The 16093-nt window shown below is 48.6% G+C and carries 17 protein-coding genes and 1 pseudogene; 11 read left to right on the top strand and 7 right to left on the bottom strand.

Annotated elements, in window-relative coordinates:
• Nucleotides 1-146: 146 nt before the first annotated feature.
• A complete protein-coding gene (locus UNDKW_RS08280; RefSeq protein ID WP_162058314.1) occupies nt 147-803 on the bottom strand; it encodes a helix-turn-helix transcriptional regulator in 657 nt (218 codons plus the stop codon).
• A gap of 75 nt (nt 804-878) precedes the next feature.
• On the opposite strand from UNDKW_RS08280, the gene UNDKW_RS08275 reads away from it, so the two are divergent.
• From UNDKW_RS08275 to UNDKW_RS08250, 6 genes and pseudogenes are all read left to right on the top strand, one after another.
• Nucleotides 879-1262 carry a RidA family protein gene (locus UNDKW_RS08275; protein WP_162058313.1) on the top strand — a complete coding sequence of 128 codons (384 nt, stop codon included), beginning with the start codon at nt 879-881 and terminating at the stop codon, nt 1260-1262.
• Between the two features lie 376 nt (nt 1263-1638).
• Nucleotides 1639-4608, top strand: coding sequence for a hypothetical protein (locus UNDKW_RS08270; RefSeq protein ID WP_162058312.1), 2970 nt, complete (start codon nt 1639-1641; stop codon nt 4606-4608).
• A gap of 422 nt (nt 4609-5030) precedes the next feature.
• Nucleotides 5031-5327 (top strand): annotated as a pseudogene (locus UNDKW_RS30835) (serine protease); the annotation flags it as partial.
• Nucleotides 5328-5357: 30 nt separating this feature from the next.
• Nucleotides 5358-6734 carry a branched-chain amino acid ABC transporter substrate-binding protein gene (locus UNDKW_RS30355; RefSeq protein WP_370529126.1) on the top strand — a complete coding sequence of 459 codons (1377 nt, stop codon included), beginning with the start codon at nt 5358-5360 and terminating at the stop codon, nt 6732-6734.
• A 171-nt stretch (nt 6735-6905) separates the two neighbouring features.
• The gene (locus UNDKW_RS08255) at nt 6906-7622 is read left to right on the top strand and encodes an ABC transporter substrate-binding protein (protein ID WP_162058311.1); all 717 of its coding nucleotides are present in this window, start codon (nt 6906-6908) and stop codon (nt 7620-7622) included.
• Nucleotides 7623-7751: 129 nt separating this feature from the next.
• Nucleotides 7752-8450: a phosphodiester glycosidase family protein gene (locus UNDKW_RS08250; protein ID WP_162058310.1), complete on the top strand. Its 699-nt coding sequence runs from the start codon at nt 7752-7754 to the stop codon at nt 8448-8450.
• 386 nt (nt 8451-8836) lie between these two features.
• On the opposite strand, the gene UNDKW_RS08245 is transcribed toward UNDKW_RS08250, so the two are convergent.
• Both UNDKW_RS08245 and UNDKW_RS08240 read right to left on the bottom strand, forming a co-directional pair.
• Nucleotides 8837-9424 carry an STM3941 family protein gene (locus tag UNDKW_RS08245; protein ID WP_162058309.1) on the bottom strand — a complete coding sequence of 196 codons (588 nt, stop codon included), beginning with the start codon at nt 9422-9424 and terminating at the stop codon, nt 8837-8839.
• A gap of 78 nt (nt 9425-9502) precedes the next feature.
• A complete protein-coding gene (locus UNDKW_RS08240) occupies nt 9503-10117 on the bottom strand; it encodes a hypothetical protein (RefSeq protein WP_162058308.1) in 615 nt (204 codons plus the stop codon).
• 451 nt (nt 10118-10568) lie between these two features.
• Between UNDKW_RS08240 and UNDKW_RS08235 the strand changes: the two genes are divergently transcribed.
• Nucleotides 10569-10943, top strand: coding sequence for a VOC family protein (locus tag UNDKW_RS08235; protein WP_162058307.1), 375 nt, complete (start codon nt 10569-10571; stop codon nt 10941-10943).
• A gap of 218 nt (nt 10944-11161) precedes the next feature.
• Nucleotides 11162-11401: a phage virion morphogenesis protein gene (locus tag UNDKW_RS08230; protein WP_162058306.1), complete on the top strand. Its 240-nt coding sequence runs from the start codon at nt 11162-11164 to the stop codon at nt 11399-11401.
• Nucleotides 11402-11449: 48 nt separating this feature from the next.
• Here UNDKW_RS08230 and UNDKW_RS30945 read toward each other — a convergent pair whose 3' ends face one another.
• Both UNDKW_RS30945 and UNDKW_RS08220 read right to left on the bottom strand, forming a co-directional pair.
• Nucleotides 11450-13165, bottom strand: a complete 1716-nt coding sequence (locus UNDKW_RS30945; protein WP_162058305.1) for a methyl-accepting chemotaxis protein — start codon at nt 13163-13165, stop codon at nt 11450-11452.
• A gap of 46 nt (nt 13166-13211) precedes the next feature.
• On the bottom strand, nt 13212-13721 hold the full coding sequence (locus UNDKW_RS08220) for a chemotaxis protein CheW (RefSeq protein WP_162058304.1): 510 nt from the start codon (nt 13719-13721) through the stop codon (nt 13212-13214).
• A gap of 408 nt (nt 13722-14129) precedes the next feature.
• Here UNDKW_RS08220 and UNDKW_RS08215 point away from each other — a divergent pair, with 408 nt between their 5' ends.
• The 3 genes from UNDKW_RS08215 (at nt 14130) to UNDKW_RS30335 (ending at nt 15298) form a co-directional block, all read left to right on the top strand.
• Nucleotides 14130-14552, top strand: a complete 423-nt coding sequence (locus UNDKW_RS08215; RefSeq protein WP_162058303.1) for a phage baseplate assembly protein V — start codon at nt 14130-14132, stop codon at nt 14550-14552.
• An 81-nt stretch (nt 14553-14633) separates the two neighbouring features.
• The gene (locus tag UNDKW_RS30340; RefSeq protein WP_232063304.1) at nt 14634-14933 is read left to right on the top strand and encodes a hypothetical protein; all 300 of its coding nucleotides are present in this window, start codon (nt 14634-14636) and stop codon (nt 14931-14933) included.
• Nucleotides 14891-15298 carry a phage tail sheath subtilisin-like domain-containing protein gene (locus tag UNDKW_RS30335; protein ID WP_232063303.1) on the top strand — a complete coding sequence of 136 codons (408 nt, stop codon included), beginning with the start codon at nt 14891-14893 and terminating at the stop codon, nt 15296-15298. The genes UNDKW_RS30340 and UNDKW_RS30335 overlap by 43 nt, the downstream gene beginning before the upstream one ends.
• A gap of 227 nt (nt 15299-15525) precedes the next feature.
• Here UNDKW_RS30335 and UNDKW_RS08205 read toward each other — a convergent pair whose 3' ends face one another.
• Nucleotides 15526-15693: a hypothetical protein gene (locus tag UNDKW_RS08205; protein ID WP_162058302.1), complete on the bottom strand. Its 168-nt coding sequence runs from the start codon at nt 15691-15693 to the stop codon at nt 15526-15528.
• A gap of 41 nt (nt 15694-15734) precedes the next feature.
• On the bottom strand, nt 15735-16088 hold the full coding sequence (locus tag UNDKW_RS31100) for a helix-turn-helix domain-containing protein (protein WP_370529125.1): 354 nt from the start codon (nt 16086-16088) through the stop codon (nt 15735-15737).
• Nucleotides 16089-16093: the final 5 nt, after the last annotated feature.

Genomic DNA, 16093 nt, shown 5'->3' with positions numbered 1-16093 from the left:
TCGGAGCCAGGTTAACAGTGCAGGATTACATGGTGTTACAAACAAAACTGATGAAATTGCCCATGAGCAGGCAGGCCCTGGTGTCCGCCTCAATACCTCAAATTAGGCCTCAAGGATTTGCCGCAAAGCATGCTGGCCTGTCGGCGTCACGCTGCCCCCCTCCGCGAATGCGGTGTGCGCAGTATCCAGGCTTCCCTGACAAACAAGTTCAACAACTCGGCGCCCAGTACACCCGCCAGATGCGGGCGGCGCTGCGTCAGGTCTATGCAGCAGCGGGCATATATGCGGCGACTCTTCGTCTGCTCAGGGTTTGTAATCCCCAGGGCGATGAGCTTTTGAATACCCAGTGCGCTTGGCTTGAAATCCTTGCCATCTGCTTCGAGCCACTTCGCTTTGAGCATGGCATCCAGCAATTGCACGGCCAGCTCACCCGCCAGATGGTCATAACAAGTCCTTGCATGTAAAAACGGATTTGGCATGGTACGTACCAAGGCAGGCTGAAGTGGCTGGCGTGATGCTTTAGTGTGAGTTGCTGCACCAAGAACGGCCATGGATTCTATGAGACTCGCAGCCTCAGCACTGGCAATACGAAAATAGCGATGCCGTCCATGTGCCTGCGAGGTTAACAAGCCACCCTCTACCAGCCTTGCCAGATGGGCGCTGGCTGACTGCGCTGATACATTTGCCGCAAAGGCCAGTTCACTTGCCGGGCGAGTCGTGCCATCAATCAGTGTCCACAGCATGGCCGCAATGCGGGGAATGATGTGAGGTGTAGCGTCGGAAATATTGTGCGCGTCGTCCATATTTCATCCTGGGCTGAAATGTCGGAATGACATCTTAACCATAATGTACATCACTATCCACAACGAAAGATGAACATGCATATTCCCCACAATATCGGCATCGTCAGCCAGATCGGCAAATACACCGATGCGCAAGAAGTGTCTGGTCATGCCCGGTGGTTATTTACCTCGGGCACACCAGGCCTGGATGAGGACGGCAATTTGCCAGACGACATTATCGGCCAGGCCGATCTTGCCTGGCGCAATATTGTCCGCATGCTGGAAAGCAGCAAGATGACAATGGCGGATATCGTCAAAGTGACTCACTATCTGACCAGAGAATCCGACATCGCGGAGTACGTCAAGGTACGCAGTCATTATCTTGGAGATGCGCGCCCGACATCCATGCTGATGATCACACCAGCCTTGGTCAAGCCAGGTTTTTTGCTGGAGATAGAAATCATCGCAGCACAATATTGATACTGCCTTGACAGCGGCATGAAGCTTGATTGAAGCTGGCGATTTGATTGGCCATTTCCCGGCAAATGCCTGTTCATGGCTACATCCATTTATATTTTTATACTGGCGCGATCATATGTCCAGATCATAACAACGCTGGCTCAATGCAAATTGCATAAGAACATGCAGGACATGTGATTCCTGCATTTGCAGGAACTGATTTCATAATTATTATCGAAATGAAAAAAGTAACGCAGTAAGGCGCAGGTTTCATGCAATTTCAGTCATCTATCCGATTGAATTGCACCCTAATTCTATTCATGTACTCGCAATTTCACACTATTTAGCTGACAATGCTGCTGATACTTTGCGCGTGGAGAATTGGGTGGAAATTGGGATGGACCTGTTGTTGAGTGTGGGCATAACACTGATTGTCGTTATTTTGCTTTTGCAGGCCGCAACCCTGCTGGTAAGCGCCAACCGCTTACTAAAATTACCATTATGGACACCACGCAAAACGCCCTGCCTGCGTACAGCCAGCGGCGGACTTTTACCCATACTTGAAGCAGCCCGCACTGAAATGGAGCAAGCCGGGTTCCGCTACATGCACAGCTGGCGTGAGCGCTCGATCATTGCATCCGAAGATATTCCAGCCAGTTATTGCGATGTCTATCACCATCTGGCGCAAGATGTGCTGGCTGAGGTTTATCCGAACGAGTCGCTGCTTGATTCAAGTCTCTACACAGTTTTTCTATGGAATACCTATGTCGATGGAAAAACCTTACTGACAATCAATGGTTCTTTGCAAACCAGAATACCTTACCCTTCAAGGGTCAGCGCCATCAGCGACAAGAGTGGCAATCTGGCGGGACAACTGGCAACGCATTTACATGTGCGCGAGCTGATTACCGTGCAACGCAGTGACCCTGCCGATGCCCCGGGAATTTCCCAGAACCTGGCCGAACGCTGGCTGGTAAGACTGGAAAGAGAAGGCAAAATATATCAACGAGACCAGCGCGGCGAAGAAAATATTTATGGTTTCCGCCTGTGGCCCGCCCTGAAACTGGCGTGGCAATTGCGCAGAGAGAGCACACATAAATCCATGAAATCTCTGTCAAGATCAGACGCAGCCAGCACTTTGGCGAATATTGACGGAGAGCGTTTGAACAAGGCACTTCGCTTGCGCGACCGCCATGCTTTCATACGCTCGCTATGCACCTTGCGCTCAATGCGGGCACCACGCTGGTATCAATATTCAAGCTTTGCATTGTCAGCTTTGTTATTTCTCGCATTGGGTACCTGGTGGTGGGGCATTGCGGGTGCCATTGTCATTGGCGCTGTCATTGCCTTGCATGAAAGCGGGCACTGGCTGGCAATGAAAATGGCAGGATTTCGCGATGTACAGGTATTTTTTGTACCAGGTATGGGAGGCATCACCAGTGGAGAAAAACATGAAGCCCGTCCTCTGACACATTTGCTGGTCTATCTGGCAGGCCCTCTGCCTGGCCTGCTATTATCTCTGGCCGGCATGGCCTTGATATTCAGGGAACCAGGCATACTCAATACGGCATGGGGACCACTTCTGTCGATGGCGACGATGGCATCTTTCATGGTGAATGGATTTAATCTCCTGCCTTTATTGCCACTCGATGGTGGTCGGGTGATAGAGCTTTTGCTCATGGCCCGATTGCCCTGGTTGCGTTTTTTATTTGCTTTGTGCAGTGGCCTTGCCCTGCTGGGATATGGCCTATACACCGGCGATAAAGTATTGGCTGGCATAGGCATGTTTGCGCTTATCGGCGCACAGTTTCAATACAAATTCGCCAGCGCGGCTGCACTTTTATCCAGGCAAAATGTCAGTGCACCAGGAAAGGAAAAAAACTTTTCTCAGGCGGCGGCTGATTTATTTGATTTTCTGAGTCAAGAAAAATTCAGCAAATGGAGTTACGCCAGTAAACTGACCGTGGGTCAAACCATATTGTCGCGCTACCTTGGTGGCCTGCCCGGCTGGAAAGAAAGTAGTGCAGGTATGGCTTTGTATCTGGCCTGCATTATTTTGCCGCTGGCCGCCTTGTTTGCCATGTTCTACACTGCACCATCCGTCATGACGAGCATGACGTATCAGGGCATGTCTGCATTGCTGGCCTCAGACGATGCCAGCAAGCCCGTGGCAATCAGCGACCATGCAAACAGGGATGATGAACGTTCCTGGCAAGAAGAAAGGATGAAGCAAAGACAGGCAAGAGCTGAGAAAATCTCTGCCGCGCAAGGTAGTGAAAGAGCAGACATACTCAGGTCTGTACTGGATGAGGCCAGGGAAGCTGACCCTGAAGATGCTTTGCGTATCGCCAAAATGTATTACGCTGAAAATAATAACTCGTTGCAGCCAACCTATCTGCATGCAGATGCGGCGCTGGCAATGGCAAACGCAATACGTGAATGGTCAGAGCTGGATGACACTGAAAACGCAAAGAAAAACGATACAGACATCGCCAACTATCTGCAGGAAGCAGAAGCCGTCCTGCGTGCAAGACTGCGTGAGCAAGGTGAAAGACGTGACGCACGTTTGCTGGCAGAAGTTTTGCAGGCACGCGATATCGATACAGAAAATCCCGCACAACTGAGCTTGAAAGAAGAAGTCGTCAACCTGCTTGCAAAAGACAAAAAAGCAGATGACACGGAGTTACTGCAAGCAAGGCAGATGCTTGCGCGCGCCTACTATAAAATAGGCAGGGCTGAAGATGCAGAAAATCAATTGCGCACCGCAGATGAAAATTTTTCTTGCGCAAGCAAAGACACGGAAAATATTCTCTGCCGCATGTTAAAGAGTGATCGGGCCTGGCTATTGCTGAATCTCAAAAAATTTGCTGCTGCTCAGGACATGCTCAAGTCTCTGGCATACCATCCAAAGCAGCAAACAGGGGTGGATATCGTCGTGCGCGACATCCACCAGATCAAATGGACCATCGCCATGCACCAGAAAGACTATAACCAGGCCAGGCTGGAAGCCCTGGCTCTCGCGCAATCACCGGTACCTGGTACTGGCAACTGGCTGACAGATCTATTCATGCGGCGTGCCCAGCCGATAGATTTTCAGCAATCAGAGTTGATGCTGATGCTGATAGAAACGCTGCGTGCAAAGGGTGAACAGGAAGAAGCAAGCAAAATTGCAGGGCAATTGCAAGAAGCACTGCACAAGGCGCGGACAGAACTCGGCAATACCAGGTCAGCCAGCAGTGAAATCCCATGCAGAACCCATGTCCAGGGTGACGTCTGGAAAAGTCAGTTTCAGCAAACCCTGCTCAATATTGAGCAAAGAGAAACCCGCTGCAGTCCCCGCACAGGTATGGGCCAGATGTCCCGTTGAGACTGAGAAATGAAGCAAAACCAGGCGAGTGCCTGCCGTGCTTCTTCGCCGGGAACAGAACGAGCCCAGAGTCATGGCATTTTCCTGTCACAGGCAAATGTGGGTGTCGCAGCTTGTACTTGTAGCAATTGATAAAGTAAGCAATACTCTTGCTTGCAAGATTCCGCAACCCAGTCACCTCTAAAGCATATGATCAAAACGAAGATTGACCACGTGTGTTCGTTCATCAAATCCGCTCTTTACACGACCAGCCTGATTTTTCTTTGCAGCATGCTGCTCGTAGCCGCTGATTCCTAGGCCAGAGCCTCCGTATCAACTGGTACTGCATTCGCCATCACCAAAAACGGCCATCTCGTGACAAATTTTCATGTGATCGACGGCGCAAAAGAGCTTTTTGTTCTTGATCAAAACAAAAAAAAGCTTTTCCGGCACAGATAGTTGGTAAAGACCCTGTCAATGATCTGGCCACATTGAGCATAGACAAGGCAACCGCCCCACTCTATCTGGAATCCAATCAGAAAATTCGCAGGGGTTCAGAAGTCTCGACCCTGGGCTTTCCTAATGTTGGTATCCAGGGTGCTGAAGCCAAATTTACCAATGGCACGCTGACAGCAGAGAGCGGTCAAGGTGACGATATCCGCAATTTCCAAATCAGCACCCCCATACAACCAGGCAATTCTGGTGGCCCATTGCTTGACAGCCGTGGCTACGTCGTCGGCGTTATTGTGTCTAAGCTCAGTGACATATACATGCTGGAGAGGCAAGGTGAGGTTGGGCAAAACGTTAATTATGCGGTCAAAGTCCAATACCTGCTTGCCATGATCGCAGGAACCAGGCAAATCAGAGACCAGATATTGCGTGCACCTGTGAAAACTGCCAAATCCAGGGAAGAAGTTGCCGAAATGGCTGAAGAGGCCGTTTATCTGGTCGTAGGAACAGTAGACGACAAACGTAAAGAATCCGAATCGCAGTCCAGAAAACCACCCGCCACCGCCCAACCTGAAAGTGGGCAACAAGAATTCAGGGGCAACCAGCAAGCTGCCAGCATTCCAGGTACCCGTCTGGTACGCCTGGGACATGTGGGGCCACTTACCGGAGCCATCGCACATCTTGGACGCGATAATGAAAATGGCGCAAAAATGGCGATTGAAGATTTAAATTCCATGAACATCGTCATCGGTGGTCAGGTAACGAAGTTTGAGTTAATCACGGAAAATGATGGCGCAGACCCCAGAATGGGAGTAAGCGCAACCCAAAGACTGGTCAGCATGCGGGTCAAAGGCGTGGTAGGTCATTTAAACTCTGGCACCTCCATTCCCGCTTCGGAGGTGTATTTTCAGGCAGGGATACCACAAATATCGCCATCGGCGACCAATCCACAATTCACCAGACAAGGATTCAATACGACCTTTCGCATGGTTGCCAACGACGAGGCTTTGGCAAGTCTGATAGCAAAAGTGGCGACCCAGGACCTGGTAGCACGCAAGATTGCCGTCATTGACGACAATACCATGTACGGAGCAGGTATTGCATACGCATTCAAGCGCGCAGCCGAGGCAGGAGGCGCTACTATCGTCAACGTCCAGACCGTCCACAATAAAGCAACCAACTTCAGCGCAGAGGTCGCGGCCATCAAGAGCAGCAACCCAGATCTGGTCTTTTTTGGCGGCATGGACAGTCAGGCTGGTCCTCTACTTCAACAATTGGCAGCACAAGGTGTGAATGTCAAATTTGTTGGCGGCGACGGCATTTGCACTGCTGATCTGCCAAGGCTGTCAAATGACGCCATACGCAATGACCAAGTGTACTGCGCAGAAGCTGGAGGCGTTGAAGCTAGCCGTACGGCAACGCTCAGAGAATTCAGGCGCGTGTACAAGGATCGCTTTGGCATGGATGTCCAAGTTTATGCACCTTATGTATATGACGCGTTCTACGCACTGGCTGCCGCCATGGTAAGGGCCGGCTCTGTCGAGCCATCCAAATACCTGGCTTACATAAAAGGTGTCAGGTACAACGGCGTCACAGGCCTGATCTCTTTTGACGACAACGGCGACATCCGGCAACCGGCCCTGACTTTGTACACCTACAGAAATGGCAAGCGCGCCTCGCATCACGTGGCCAGATAGAAAAACATCGCAAAGTTGCGCAGATATCCTATCCTGTAAGAATGTAGTACTGCGTATTCTGTTGACATAAAACAAGCAGGTGACCAGGCCAGGTCACCTCAAGCTTTGTGCTACATATATCCAAAGGGCCAATATCAGGTCTGCTGATGTGCAGACATTGTAGGGGGCAACATGGCTATCCTGCGTTTTTGCATCTTCATTCTCGGCATTTCCCTGCCCCTGCATTGCCGCTCAGAAATATTGGTCACCGAGGACTACCCTCCCTTTAATATCGCCAACCCCAAAACAGGTGAAGTGACTGGGCTATCGACCGAAAAGGTGCAGGAGCTTATGCGACGCGCCGGTGAAAAATACAGTATCACGGCTTACCCCTGGGCAAGATCGATACAAATGGCGCAGAACAATCCTGACACCTGCGTTTTCTCAACCTCACGTACACCTGGCCGTGAACAACTTTACAAATGGGTGGGCCCGCTGGTCAAAAACAACTGGGTCATCTTCGCCAGGGCCGACGATACCCGTCACCCCAAAACCCTGGAAGACTTGCGCATATACACCATAGGCTCTTACCGCAATGATGCCATTGCAGAGTATTTTTCACTCAAGGGTTTCAATACCGAACTGGCCAGCACGGATGCCGACAACCCGCGCAAGATGCTGGCAGGGCGCTTTGACTTCTGGGCCAGCGGAGAGTTACTGGGTTGGGAAATACTCAAGCAACAAGGCCTGACCAAGATGGTAGTCCAGTTGTTCACCTTTAATCAGACCGAAATGTACCTGGCTTGCAATACCACGATATCACAAGCAAAAATTGATAAATGGAACCAAATATTGAGGGAGATGGACAAGGATGGTACCAGCGCTGCCATCGAAAAACGATACAAGTAAATCTCCATGAAACTTGTTTCCGGGCGAGAGGCATAGGAGGCATAGGAGGCATAGGAGGCATAGGAGGCATAGGAGGCATAGGAGGCAGTGTAAAATCAAAGTCGCAAAAAACTCCCGGATTTATCCTGCATGAAAAAAATCTTATTGCTGTTGGCGTGCTTGCTACTCAGCCTGACGTGTCGGGCCGCTGACCCACGCTTCACCGTCATCACTGTAGATACCGAACATGAAGAGCTGCAGTTATTCTTGCGTGATGAAACTGGCAAGGGATACAGGCGCTTTGAGCAGCTAAAAAATTCACTGGCAGCACGCAACAAGCAACTGCTATTCGCGATGAATGCTGGCATGTACCATGCAGACTATTCACCTGTGGGCTTGTTTGTACAAAATGGAGAGCAGGTATCTGGATTGAATTTGAGCAGTAACTGGGGAAATTTTTTCCTGAAACCGAATGGCGTTTTCCTGCTCAGCAAATCAGGCCCGCAGGTGGTTGAATCCTCAGAATATCCGGCACTGGCCAAGGATGTTTTACTGGCGACCCAGTCTGGCCCGCTACTGCTGAGAAACGGCGCCATACATCCCGCATTCAAACCCGATTCAAATTCACGCCTGAAGCGTAACGGTGTTGGTGTCATCGGCAGTAAAGCAATATTTGTGATCAGCGAACAGCCTGTCAATTTTTATGAGATGGCGATATTTTTTCACGACACGCTGAACTGCCAGGATGCCCTGTATCTGGATGGCAGTATCTCTGGCATTTATTCAGTGGAACTCAACAGGAATGACGTGACCGTAGATTTGGGGCCGATTATTGCCGTAGTGCGGTAAAATTAATTTACCCAAACATTCAAAAACATGTTCAAACATGATTCCAAGTTACATAAAAAAACGCAATCTTGCTGTCACAATTTATCTCACTGGAATGTGTACAGTCATTTACCGCAGTCATGTATTAGGGCCAGCCAAGAGCGATATATATTCCGGCATACTTGCGCTTGTATTGTATGGCGTGCTTATAGCAGCCTGTTGGTTCTATTTAAAAGCAAAGAAGCGCTCAGGTGCCTGGCTGATACTCATTCCATTGAATATAGTGGCATTTATTATCTATGCATTAATGGAGGATCGCTCCAATCTGTCTGACAATATTCCCTGTACAGCCTGTGGCGCGGCCAATTTCCCGGTAGACACTCACTGCAGATTATGCAAGACTGAGCTCAAACATGCGTAGGCACCAAAGACTTGGCACTCGAATTTCCATATTTGTAAAAATAGGAATGACTGATCTCCAGCAACTCAACAAAACTCAGCTTCAGGGAATTGGCTGAAATGACGACCGCGCTACCACAGAGCTTGTAATTCATGCGGTTCAGCATGCGCTTGAACATGCCACCAGCCATGACATAGCGCTCGGGCTCGCGCACCCTGACGACCAGGGTTTTCTGGTGTTGCACTTCAAAAATACTGAATCCAACAACTTCAGACCAGGGTACAAAGCCCGTGGCAACGGCACTGCTGTTATCGAGTAAACCGGCTGAATTCAATATCAGACCCGGCCTGTTATCCAGCAACTTTCTGGCACCAAACACAGCACAAAGCCCAAAAAACAGGATAGCCACTACACCTATGCCATGCATCATGACAGGATTGTTATACCGGCTATGCGCTTCGATGTCAGCAACATCCAATTGCACCATCCAGATACCCATTGCGACAAACAGGATCGAGCCGACAAACAACAGGCGTAATTTGCTCTTGCTTAAATCGATGCGCTTTTCGTCTTCGACATTCAAATCATGGTTCATCAGTGCACCTTATTTATAAGCAGATTTGCAAACAGATCAACAGTAGAGAGAAAAGCATTTTTCCCATGAGACTACAACTTACTGACTTGCCTTATTGCCGGAAGCCGCTGGGGCAAGACTGTCAGAATCCAGCAATTCAGCCGTCGTCAGGATGCCCACACTGACAATGTCGTAGCCTTCTACACCTTCACAACGAATGGAACCCTCAGTGCAAAAACGGATGTCACCAAAACGGCTTTGTCCAGGGTAGTAGAACAGCATCATGTCACCAGCACGATCTATATACATCGCACGATTCAATATCTCTTCGGGGAATTTACCTTGCGTTGCTGCCAGCAACCATTCACGCAAGTGGGGAATCGCCGCCACCGCGACCTCATGTGTCTGTTTTTTATGCGGGCCATGGAAGCCCAGGCGTGTGCGAGAGAGCGCTTTGCCTGCCAGCATTTGTCTTTTCACACCAGCCATGAAAATGATCGCACAAGAAGAAAAACAATTTCCCTGAACTGCCGTATTGATTTTGTTGGCAGCGATAAGTTCAGCGATGGCATAACCCGCTCTCAAATCACCAATCGGGCTCTCACTCAAAACAACTTGCCTGACTACCCCTTTTTCAAGATGCTTGCGAAAGCGCTCCGCATCATCTGGCTCAACACCTCCAAACAGGATCAGGGTTTCATATGAACGTACCATGCTCATCGCAGAAACATGCGCTGAAAAGAAAGTACTACATAGTGCCAAGAACAATAAAATTGTCCGGGAATTCAATTTCATATACCTATCATCCTTATTGCAAGAGTTACTTCGATTATGTATTAGCCCCTATACAGAGCAATCCCTGATGAAAACCACGCCAGCATACAAGCAAAAAGGATTTACTTTTCGGCATCTTATTATTTAAAGCAGTTTTTGCGCAAATTAAAATCACTTCTTAAAGTGAGAAAAATTGAGAAAACAGTGCCATCAACTGAAATAAATAAGCATTGCATTACACATAAGCAATTTTCTGGATTAAAAACTGAACAAATGCGTGAATGCATAATCAAAAATCATCACAATTGCCTGATTGAAAATTTTCTGCTAAGTTTTGAATGCGCATTTAAAACTAATTGCTTTTGCACAGGCAATCATCCCAGGATAAGCCATGTTTGATCACGTCAAATTCGGAGTCAGTGACTTCACTGCGAGCAAAACCTTCTTCCTTAAGGCATTGGAACCCTTAGGCGTAAAAGTAATAGCCGAGGGGATACCAAGCTACGGAGTCGAACTTTGTGCCAATGACGAAGTGTCATTATGCCTTTATCAAACCGATGAAAAACCCGCCCATCTTCACCTGGCCTTTAAGGCAGAAAGCAGGCAACAGGTGGAAGATTTCTACCGTGCTGCAATTGAGGCCGGTGGCAAAGACAATGGCCCTCCCGGTCTGCGCTCACAATATCAGGGGCGGTACTATGCGGCTTTTGTGATTGGCCCTGATGGTCACAACATTGAAGCGGTTTACCACGAGCCTGAGATCTGAACTTATGACTTTCCCCGGTACTATCAAAGATTACCGCCCCCCCTTAGGTCTGTGGATGACATGGTTTTGGCGTACAAAAAAAATGGAAAATGAAGGTCAGGATGGCTTAACGTTTTTTTAGTCCGTGCATGTTTGAATCAGTGCATGTCTGTCATTCGCGACAACATGCCCGGCTAAGCCCATTAAAATTTGCGATATAAACGGCAAGCTCAGCAGCGATGTTTGCCAAGTTGCGTACAAACACGCATTTGAAAATAAAAGCCGACAGCAACGAAATTGCTGTCGGCTTCTTTGGGCGCGTAGCCCGTATTGCACGGGTACATCAATTTGGACTAAAAGATCGAGTTACCAAAGACGGGCCAATCGTAAATTACGAGCGTAGGCCTATCATTGGATTTACTGAATTTGACAAAAACATCGTTCAAACCTCGATTCTAAAAAATCTCAACCATTTTTGATGTACTTATGACTATATGCGCTATAGCCAAGGGAAATAAAAACGACAATCAAAACTCATCCCATTCTGCACTATCTACTTTACCTGCATTACCTGCTGCAAGTGAAGATGTCACTCTCTTTAGTGGCGCAGCAGGACGCGGTTTTGGTGGGTTCGCTTTCACCGCCCTTATTTGCGTAACGGCATTTTTCACAGCAGGTTGACTGTTGCTTTGTGCTCCATCAATCTGGAACATACTAACCGTGTGCATCAATTTATTAGCCTGATCTTCCAGCGAAGCGGCAGCCGCAGCTGCTTCCTCTACCAGAGCGGCATTTTGCTGAGTAACCTGGTCCATTTGCGTAATGGCAGTAGAAATCTGGTCAATGCCTGCTGTCTGCTCTTGGCTTGCGGCTGAGATTTCGCTCATGACGTCAGTTACCCGTCGGACGCTTTCGACTACTTCATTGATCGTGGTGCCTGCCTGATTGACCAACTTGCTGCCAATCTCAACATTTTCTACCGATTCATCAATTAAGCTCTTGACCTCTTTCGCTGCTGCAGCAGAACGCTGTGCGAGATTACGTACTTCAGAAGCCACTACCGCAAAACCACGACCTTGTTCACCAGCACGCGCCGCCTCTACTGCAGCGTTAAGCGCCAGAATATTCGTTTGGAAAGCGATACCATCGATGACCGAAATGATATCGACAATTTTTTTCGCGGATGCATCGATATTGCCCATGGTCTTGATAACTTCACCGACTACTTCGCCGCCTTTTATTGCAACGCTTGATGCTGATTGGGCAAGTTGATTTGCCTGGCGGGCATTGTCCGCATTTTGTCTGACCGTGCTGTTAAGCTCCTCCATCGATGAGGCTGTTTCTTCCAGCGCACCAGCTTGCTGTTCTGTGCGTGAAGACAGGTCCATATTGCCACTGGCAATTTCGCCTGATCCATGGGTAATGGCATCAGCACTTGTCCGCACATCAGTCACAATATTGGCTAAACTGAGACGCATCGCATTGATTGCATACAAAAGGCTATTGTTATCACCATCACGCAAATTGACAGCGACAGCCAAATTACCTGCAGCAATTTTTTCGGTAATCTGTACCGCGTAACTTGGCTCACCACCTAGCTGACGCACAATACTACGTGTGATTGCCCATGCGAGGGCCACGCTAATAGCAATGGCAAGTAACACAGAAATAATCAACAACTTGATAGCAAGTGCATATTGCTGATTCATACTTTCTACCGCATCGCTATTTTGCTTGCTCTGCAGGTCAATCATGTTTTGCATTACGTCAAACCATTTGTCTTGCGCCCCCTGAACTTTGTTGCGAAGAGTGGACACTGCTTCCTCTGCCTTTCCCTCATCGATTTGTGCGATAACGCTGTTAAACAAGGGGCGAGTTTCAGCACGGCTTGCCTTCAATTCGGAGATTAATTGTTTTGCTTTCTCCGTGACGACCAAGGCTTCAAGTTGAGTAAAACTCTCGTCGTAATCTTTCCTGGCATTGGCGATCCTATCTACCATTTTTTTGCGCATCTCAGCGTCAGTGTAAATAATGTAATTCCTTACGGATCGAGCGACCAAATTGACGGCCCCACGCAGTTTGTATGCATGACTGATCTTTGCGTTATTTTCATTAACAATGATATCTATCTCACGCTTGTTTTCAGCAAGTAAGTACCATGTCCCTATAGCCAAGCTAATTATGATGCCTAGCATAATGGAAAACGCAAGGATCAAGCGTTTGCTTACGGTCAAATTATTCATTTCAATTCCTCTCTTCAGAAGCGTCGGCTTCCTTTTTGTATTCGATTTATGCTGCAAGTTTGGCTGTTTGATGAAGTCCGACGCTCTCCAAAAGCGCCGCGGTATCCAAAAGGATCAACATGCGTTCTTCAAGCACGCCTAAACCGACTATGCATCCACTTTCAACGGTATTGCCAACTTCTGGTGCTGGGCGAATGTCAGCACTGTTCAGGTTGACAACATCCGAAACACTATCCACCACGATGCCAACTACCTGACCATGCAAATTGATCACGATAACCACCGTGAATTGGTCATAAACTGGCGGCTTTTCTGGCTGGAGTTTGATGCGCATATCCACGATCGGTACAATCACGCCACGCAGGTTGATCACACCCTTGAGGTGATCCATGCTGTTAGCAAGTCGCGTAACTTGCTCGTAACCCCTTAGCTCTTGCACGACATGAATATCAATGCCGTAATCTTCTGAACCGAGAGTAAATGTAAGAAATTCTTTCGACGAGTGAAGGCCATTCTGATCTTCGTCACTCGCTTTAAAATGTGAAACCTGTGTCATTATTTTCCCCTTTGTTGCCAAGGTAGAACTGACAGCGACTTAAAAAATCGAGTCAGAACCGCGAACTGATAGGCATACCTGCCATACCAGCAATAAAAATGATTTAGATACACTTCCGGCGAGGATTGGGCCGGGTAAAAAGACAACTATCGCAAAAAAAAGGCGATACTGAAATGAAGCAGTGATAACTTACGGCAATTGGGTAAGATTTACTCAATAACAAAATAACTATTTGATTAAGTTGCATTGCGGTACACTGCGTTACGAAATTATAGAGCGAAAATCTTGACAAATTTCGCCTAGTCAACATATTTGACATTTGTTTAGCAACACTGGGTTTAACCCCTCAAAATTCATCATAACTCGATTGATATCGGAGTTGCTATCCTCCATAGCCCCCCTCCCCGCGTGACTGGCCAGCCCGGTCACGTCACCATAGTCGGCATGGAATTCACCCTTGCCGACCTCTCCCGCCACCTGCAAAATATCGTCCGCTTTGGCACCATTGCCGAAGTCAAGCACGGCCACGTACCGCAAGTGCGCCTGCAAATTGGCGACATTAAAACCGGCTTCTTGCCCATGGCAACGGCACGCGCTGGCAAAACAAAGACATGGAACCCGCCAACGTTAGGCAAGCAATGCGTTTTGCTTTCACCCTCTGGTGAATTTGCCGGTGGCGTGGTCTTGCCAGGCATAGCCAGCAACCACAACCCTGCACCAGACACTAACCCAGACAACACCCGCAGAGAATACCCAGACGGCGCGACGGCAGATTACAACCACGCCGAGGCATCACTACATCATCACCTTGCCAGCAAAGGGCAAGTTTAGTTTTGTCGTGGGTAATACCACGCTGGAACTGCGCAACGACGGCGTGACCTTGCGCACGCCTAAATTCCAGGGCGTCAAATCATGAGCCACGGTATCGCAGTTAAAACCCTGGATCGTGCAGGCGGCTCGCATCGAACTGGCGTGCAAGACTTCTTTGCTGTCGATGGTGCGCTGGTTGTGGTGCCGGGTGACAGCATTACCCCGCATGGTTCCGTAGCCGAAGCAGACCATACCGGCACGCTGGCAAAAGCCTTGAACGCTATCAGCCTGCAAACCAACTCTGTGACCATCGTGGTGCGTGTGGACGCTGATGAAGACGAAGCAATCCAGACGGCAACGTGGTTGGCTCCGTTACACCAAGCGGACAATATACGGGCGTAAAAGCCTTGCTGGCCGCCCAGACTAAGTTTGGCGTTAAACCGCGCATCCTGGGCGCGCCTGGCCTCGATACGCAAGCTGTCACCACTGAGCTGGCTGCCGTCGCCCAAAAGCTTCGCGACTTTGTGTATGCCAGCGCCTGGGGCACACAGACCAAGGAAGCCGCCATCGCCTACCGCCAGCACTTCGGCCAGCGTGAAGTCATGATTATCTGGCCTGACTTTGTACACTTTGATACTGCGACCCAGGCTACGGCCTCTGCCTTTGTGGAAAAGGACGCAGATTCGCGTACATCTTTGATAGCAATTTGGACGCGCCAAGCGTTCACTGCCTTTTTGAAGCTAGCCATGTTCGTAAATTGTTCGTAAAGGCTAACAGAAAAACTACGTTTTTAAGTGTTATTTTGTAGTTTTGACATTCTTGAATTTCAACGCTAACCCTTTGATTTTATTTGGATTATGTTGATTTTAGGGGGCTATTACTTTGGGTGCCTGGTCCCGCCGACAGGAATATATATATCAATTAATTCAAGTACTTATATACCCATGGTGTAAATATGGTGTAACTGGAAATTATTTTGAGTTCGATTCCTTATTTATGAATCTTGCTTGATATTGGTCGGCCAGTTATCAGTGAAATTTCCCCGCCCGTTTATTGTACCTCGCGTAAAAGTATAGCTATCAAATTCCTCAATTTCATATTTCACCCCAGCAAAATGTCTGGCAGCATCCTCTGGCGTCATGCGCCAGGTGGATTTTCGCATTTTCTTTTTGCCTGGCACTTCGTACCTAACCCAATAAATAGTTATGGGTGAACCACGTTCGGGGGTGGGGTGAACCACGTTCGGGGGTGGGGGTGAACCACGTTCGGGGTGGGGTGAACGTCGTTCGGGGGTGAATATTCTTCGGGGGTGAACCACGTTCGGGGGTCAGCGATAAAATAATAGTTACTGCGCCCATTCCTTTCACGCCTCTGAATGAACTGCTTATCCTCAAGATATGCCAGCGACTTCTGCACAGAACGGTCACTCAAACTCGTCTTCTCACACAGCATAGACACAGACGGATAACACTCCCCCTGGTCATTTGCGTTATCACACAGAGCAAGCAATACAAACTTGTGCGTGGATTGAATAGGCGATTTAAACGCCGCCGTCATCAAAG

The sequence above is a fragment of the Undibacterium sp. KW1 genome (genome assembly GCF_009937955.1).
Taxonomy (GTDB): Bacteria; Pseudomonadota; Gammaproteobacteria; order Burkholderiales; family Burkholderiaceae_D; genus Undibacterium.
The sequence above is the reverse complement of the archived record's forward strand: the minus strand, read 5'-3'. Positions and strand labels throughout refer to the sequence as shown.

Bases quoted from the DNA above. Each gene is read 5' to 3' on its own strand.
- UNDKW_RS08280 (WP_162058314.1), bottom strand. From the start codon at position 803: ATGGACGACGCGCACAATATTTCCGACGCTACACCTCACATCATTCCC.
- UNDKW_RS08275 (WP_162058313.1), top strand. From the start codon at position 879: ATGCATATTCCCCACAATATCGGCATCGTCAGCCAGATCGGCAAATAC.
- UNDKW_RS08270 (WP_162058312.1), top strand. From the start codon at position 1,639: ATGGACCTGTTGTTGAGTGTGGGCATAACACTGATTGTCGTTATTTTG.
- UNDKW_RS30355 (WP_370529126.1), top strand. From the start codon at position 5,358: ATGCTGGAGAGGCAAGGTGAGGTTGGGCAAAACGTTAATTATGCGGTC.
- UNDKW_RS08255 (WP_162058311.1), top strand. From the start codon at position 6,906: ATGGCTATCCTGCGTTTTTGCATCTTCATTCTCGGCATTTCCCTGCCC.
- UNDKW_RS08250 (WP_162058310.1), top strand. From the start codon at position 7,752: ATGAAAAAAATCTTATTGCTGTTGGCGTGCTTGCTACTCAGCCTGACG.
- UNDKW_RS08245 (WP_162058309.1), bottom strand. From the start codon at position 9,424: ATGAACCATGATTTGAATGTCGAAGACGAAAAGCGCATCGATTTAAGC.
- UNDKW_RS08240 (WP_162058308.1), bottom strand. From the start codon at position 10,117: ATGGTACGTTCATATGAAACCCTGATCCTGTTTGGAGGTGTTGAGCCA.
- UNDKW_RS08235 (WP_162058307.1), top strand. From the start codon at position 10,569: ATGTTTGATCACGTCAAATTCGGAGTCAGTGACTTCACTGCGAGCAAA.
- UNDKW_RS08230 (WP_162058306.1), top strand. From the start codon at position 11,162: ATGTTTGCCAAGTTGCGTACAAACACGCATTTGAAAATAAAAGCCGAC.
- UNDKW_RS30945 (WP_162058305.1), bottom strand. From the start codon at position 13,165: ATGAATAATTTGACCGTAAGCAAACGCTTGATCCTTGCGTTTTCCATT.
- UNDKW_RS08220 (WP_162058304.1), bottom strand. From the start codon at position 13,721: ATGACACAGGTTTCACATTTTAAAGCGAGTGACGAAGATCAGAATGGC.
- UNDKW_RS30340 (WP_232063304.1), top strand. From the start codon at position 14,634: ATGAGCCACGGTATCGCAGTTAAAACCCTGGATCGTGCAGGCGGCTCG.
- UNDKW_RS08205 (WP_162058302.1), bottom strand. From the start codon at position 15,693: ATGCGAAAATCCACCTGGCGCATGACGCCAGAGGATGCTGCCAGACAT.
- UNDKW_RS31100 (WP_370529125.1), bottom strand. From the start codon at position 16,088: ATGACGGCGGCGTTTAAATCGCCTATTCAATCCACGCACAAGTTTGTA.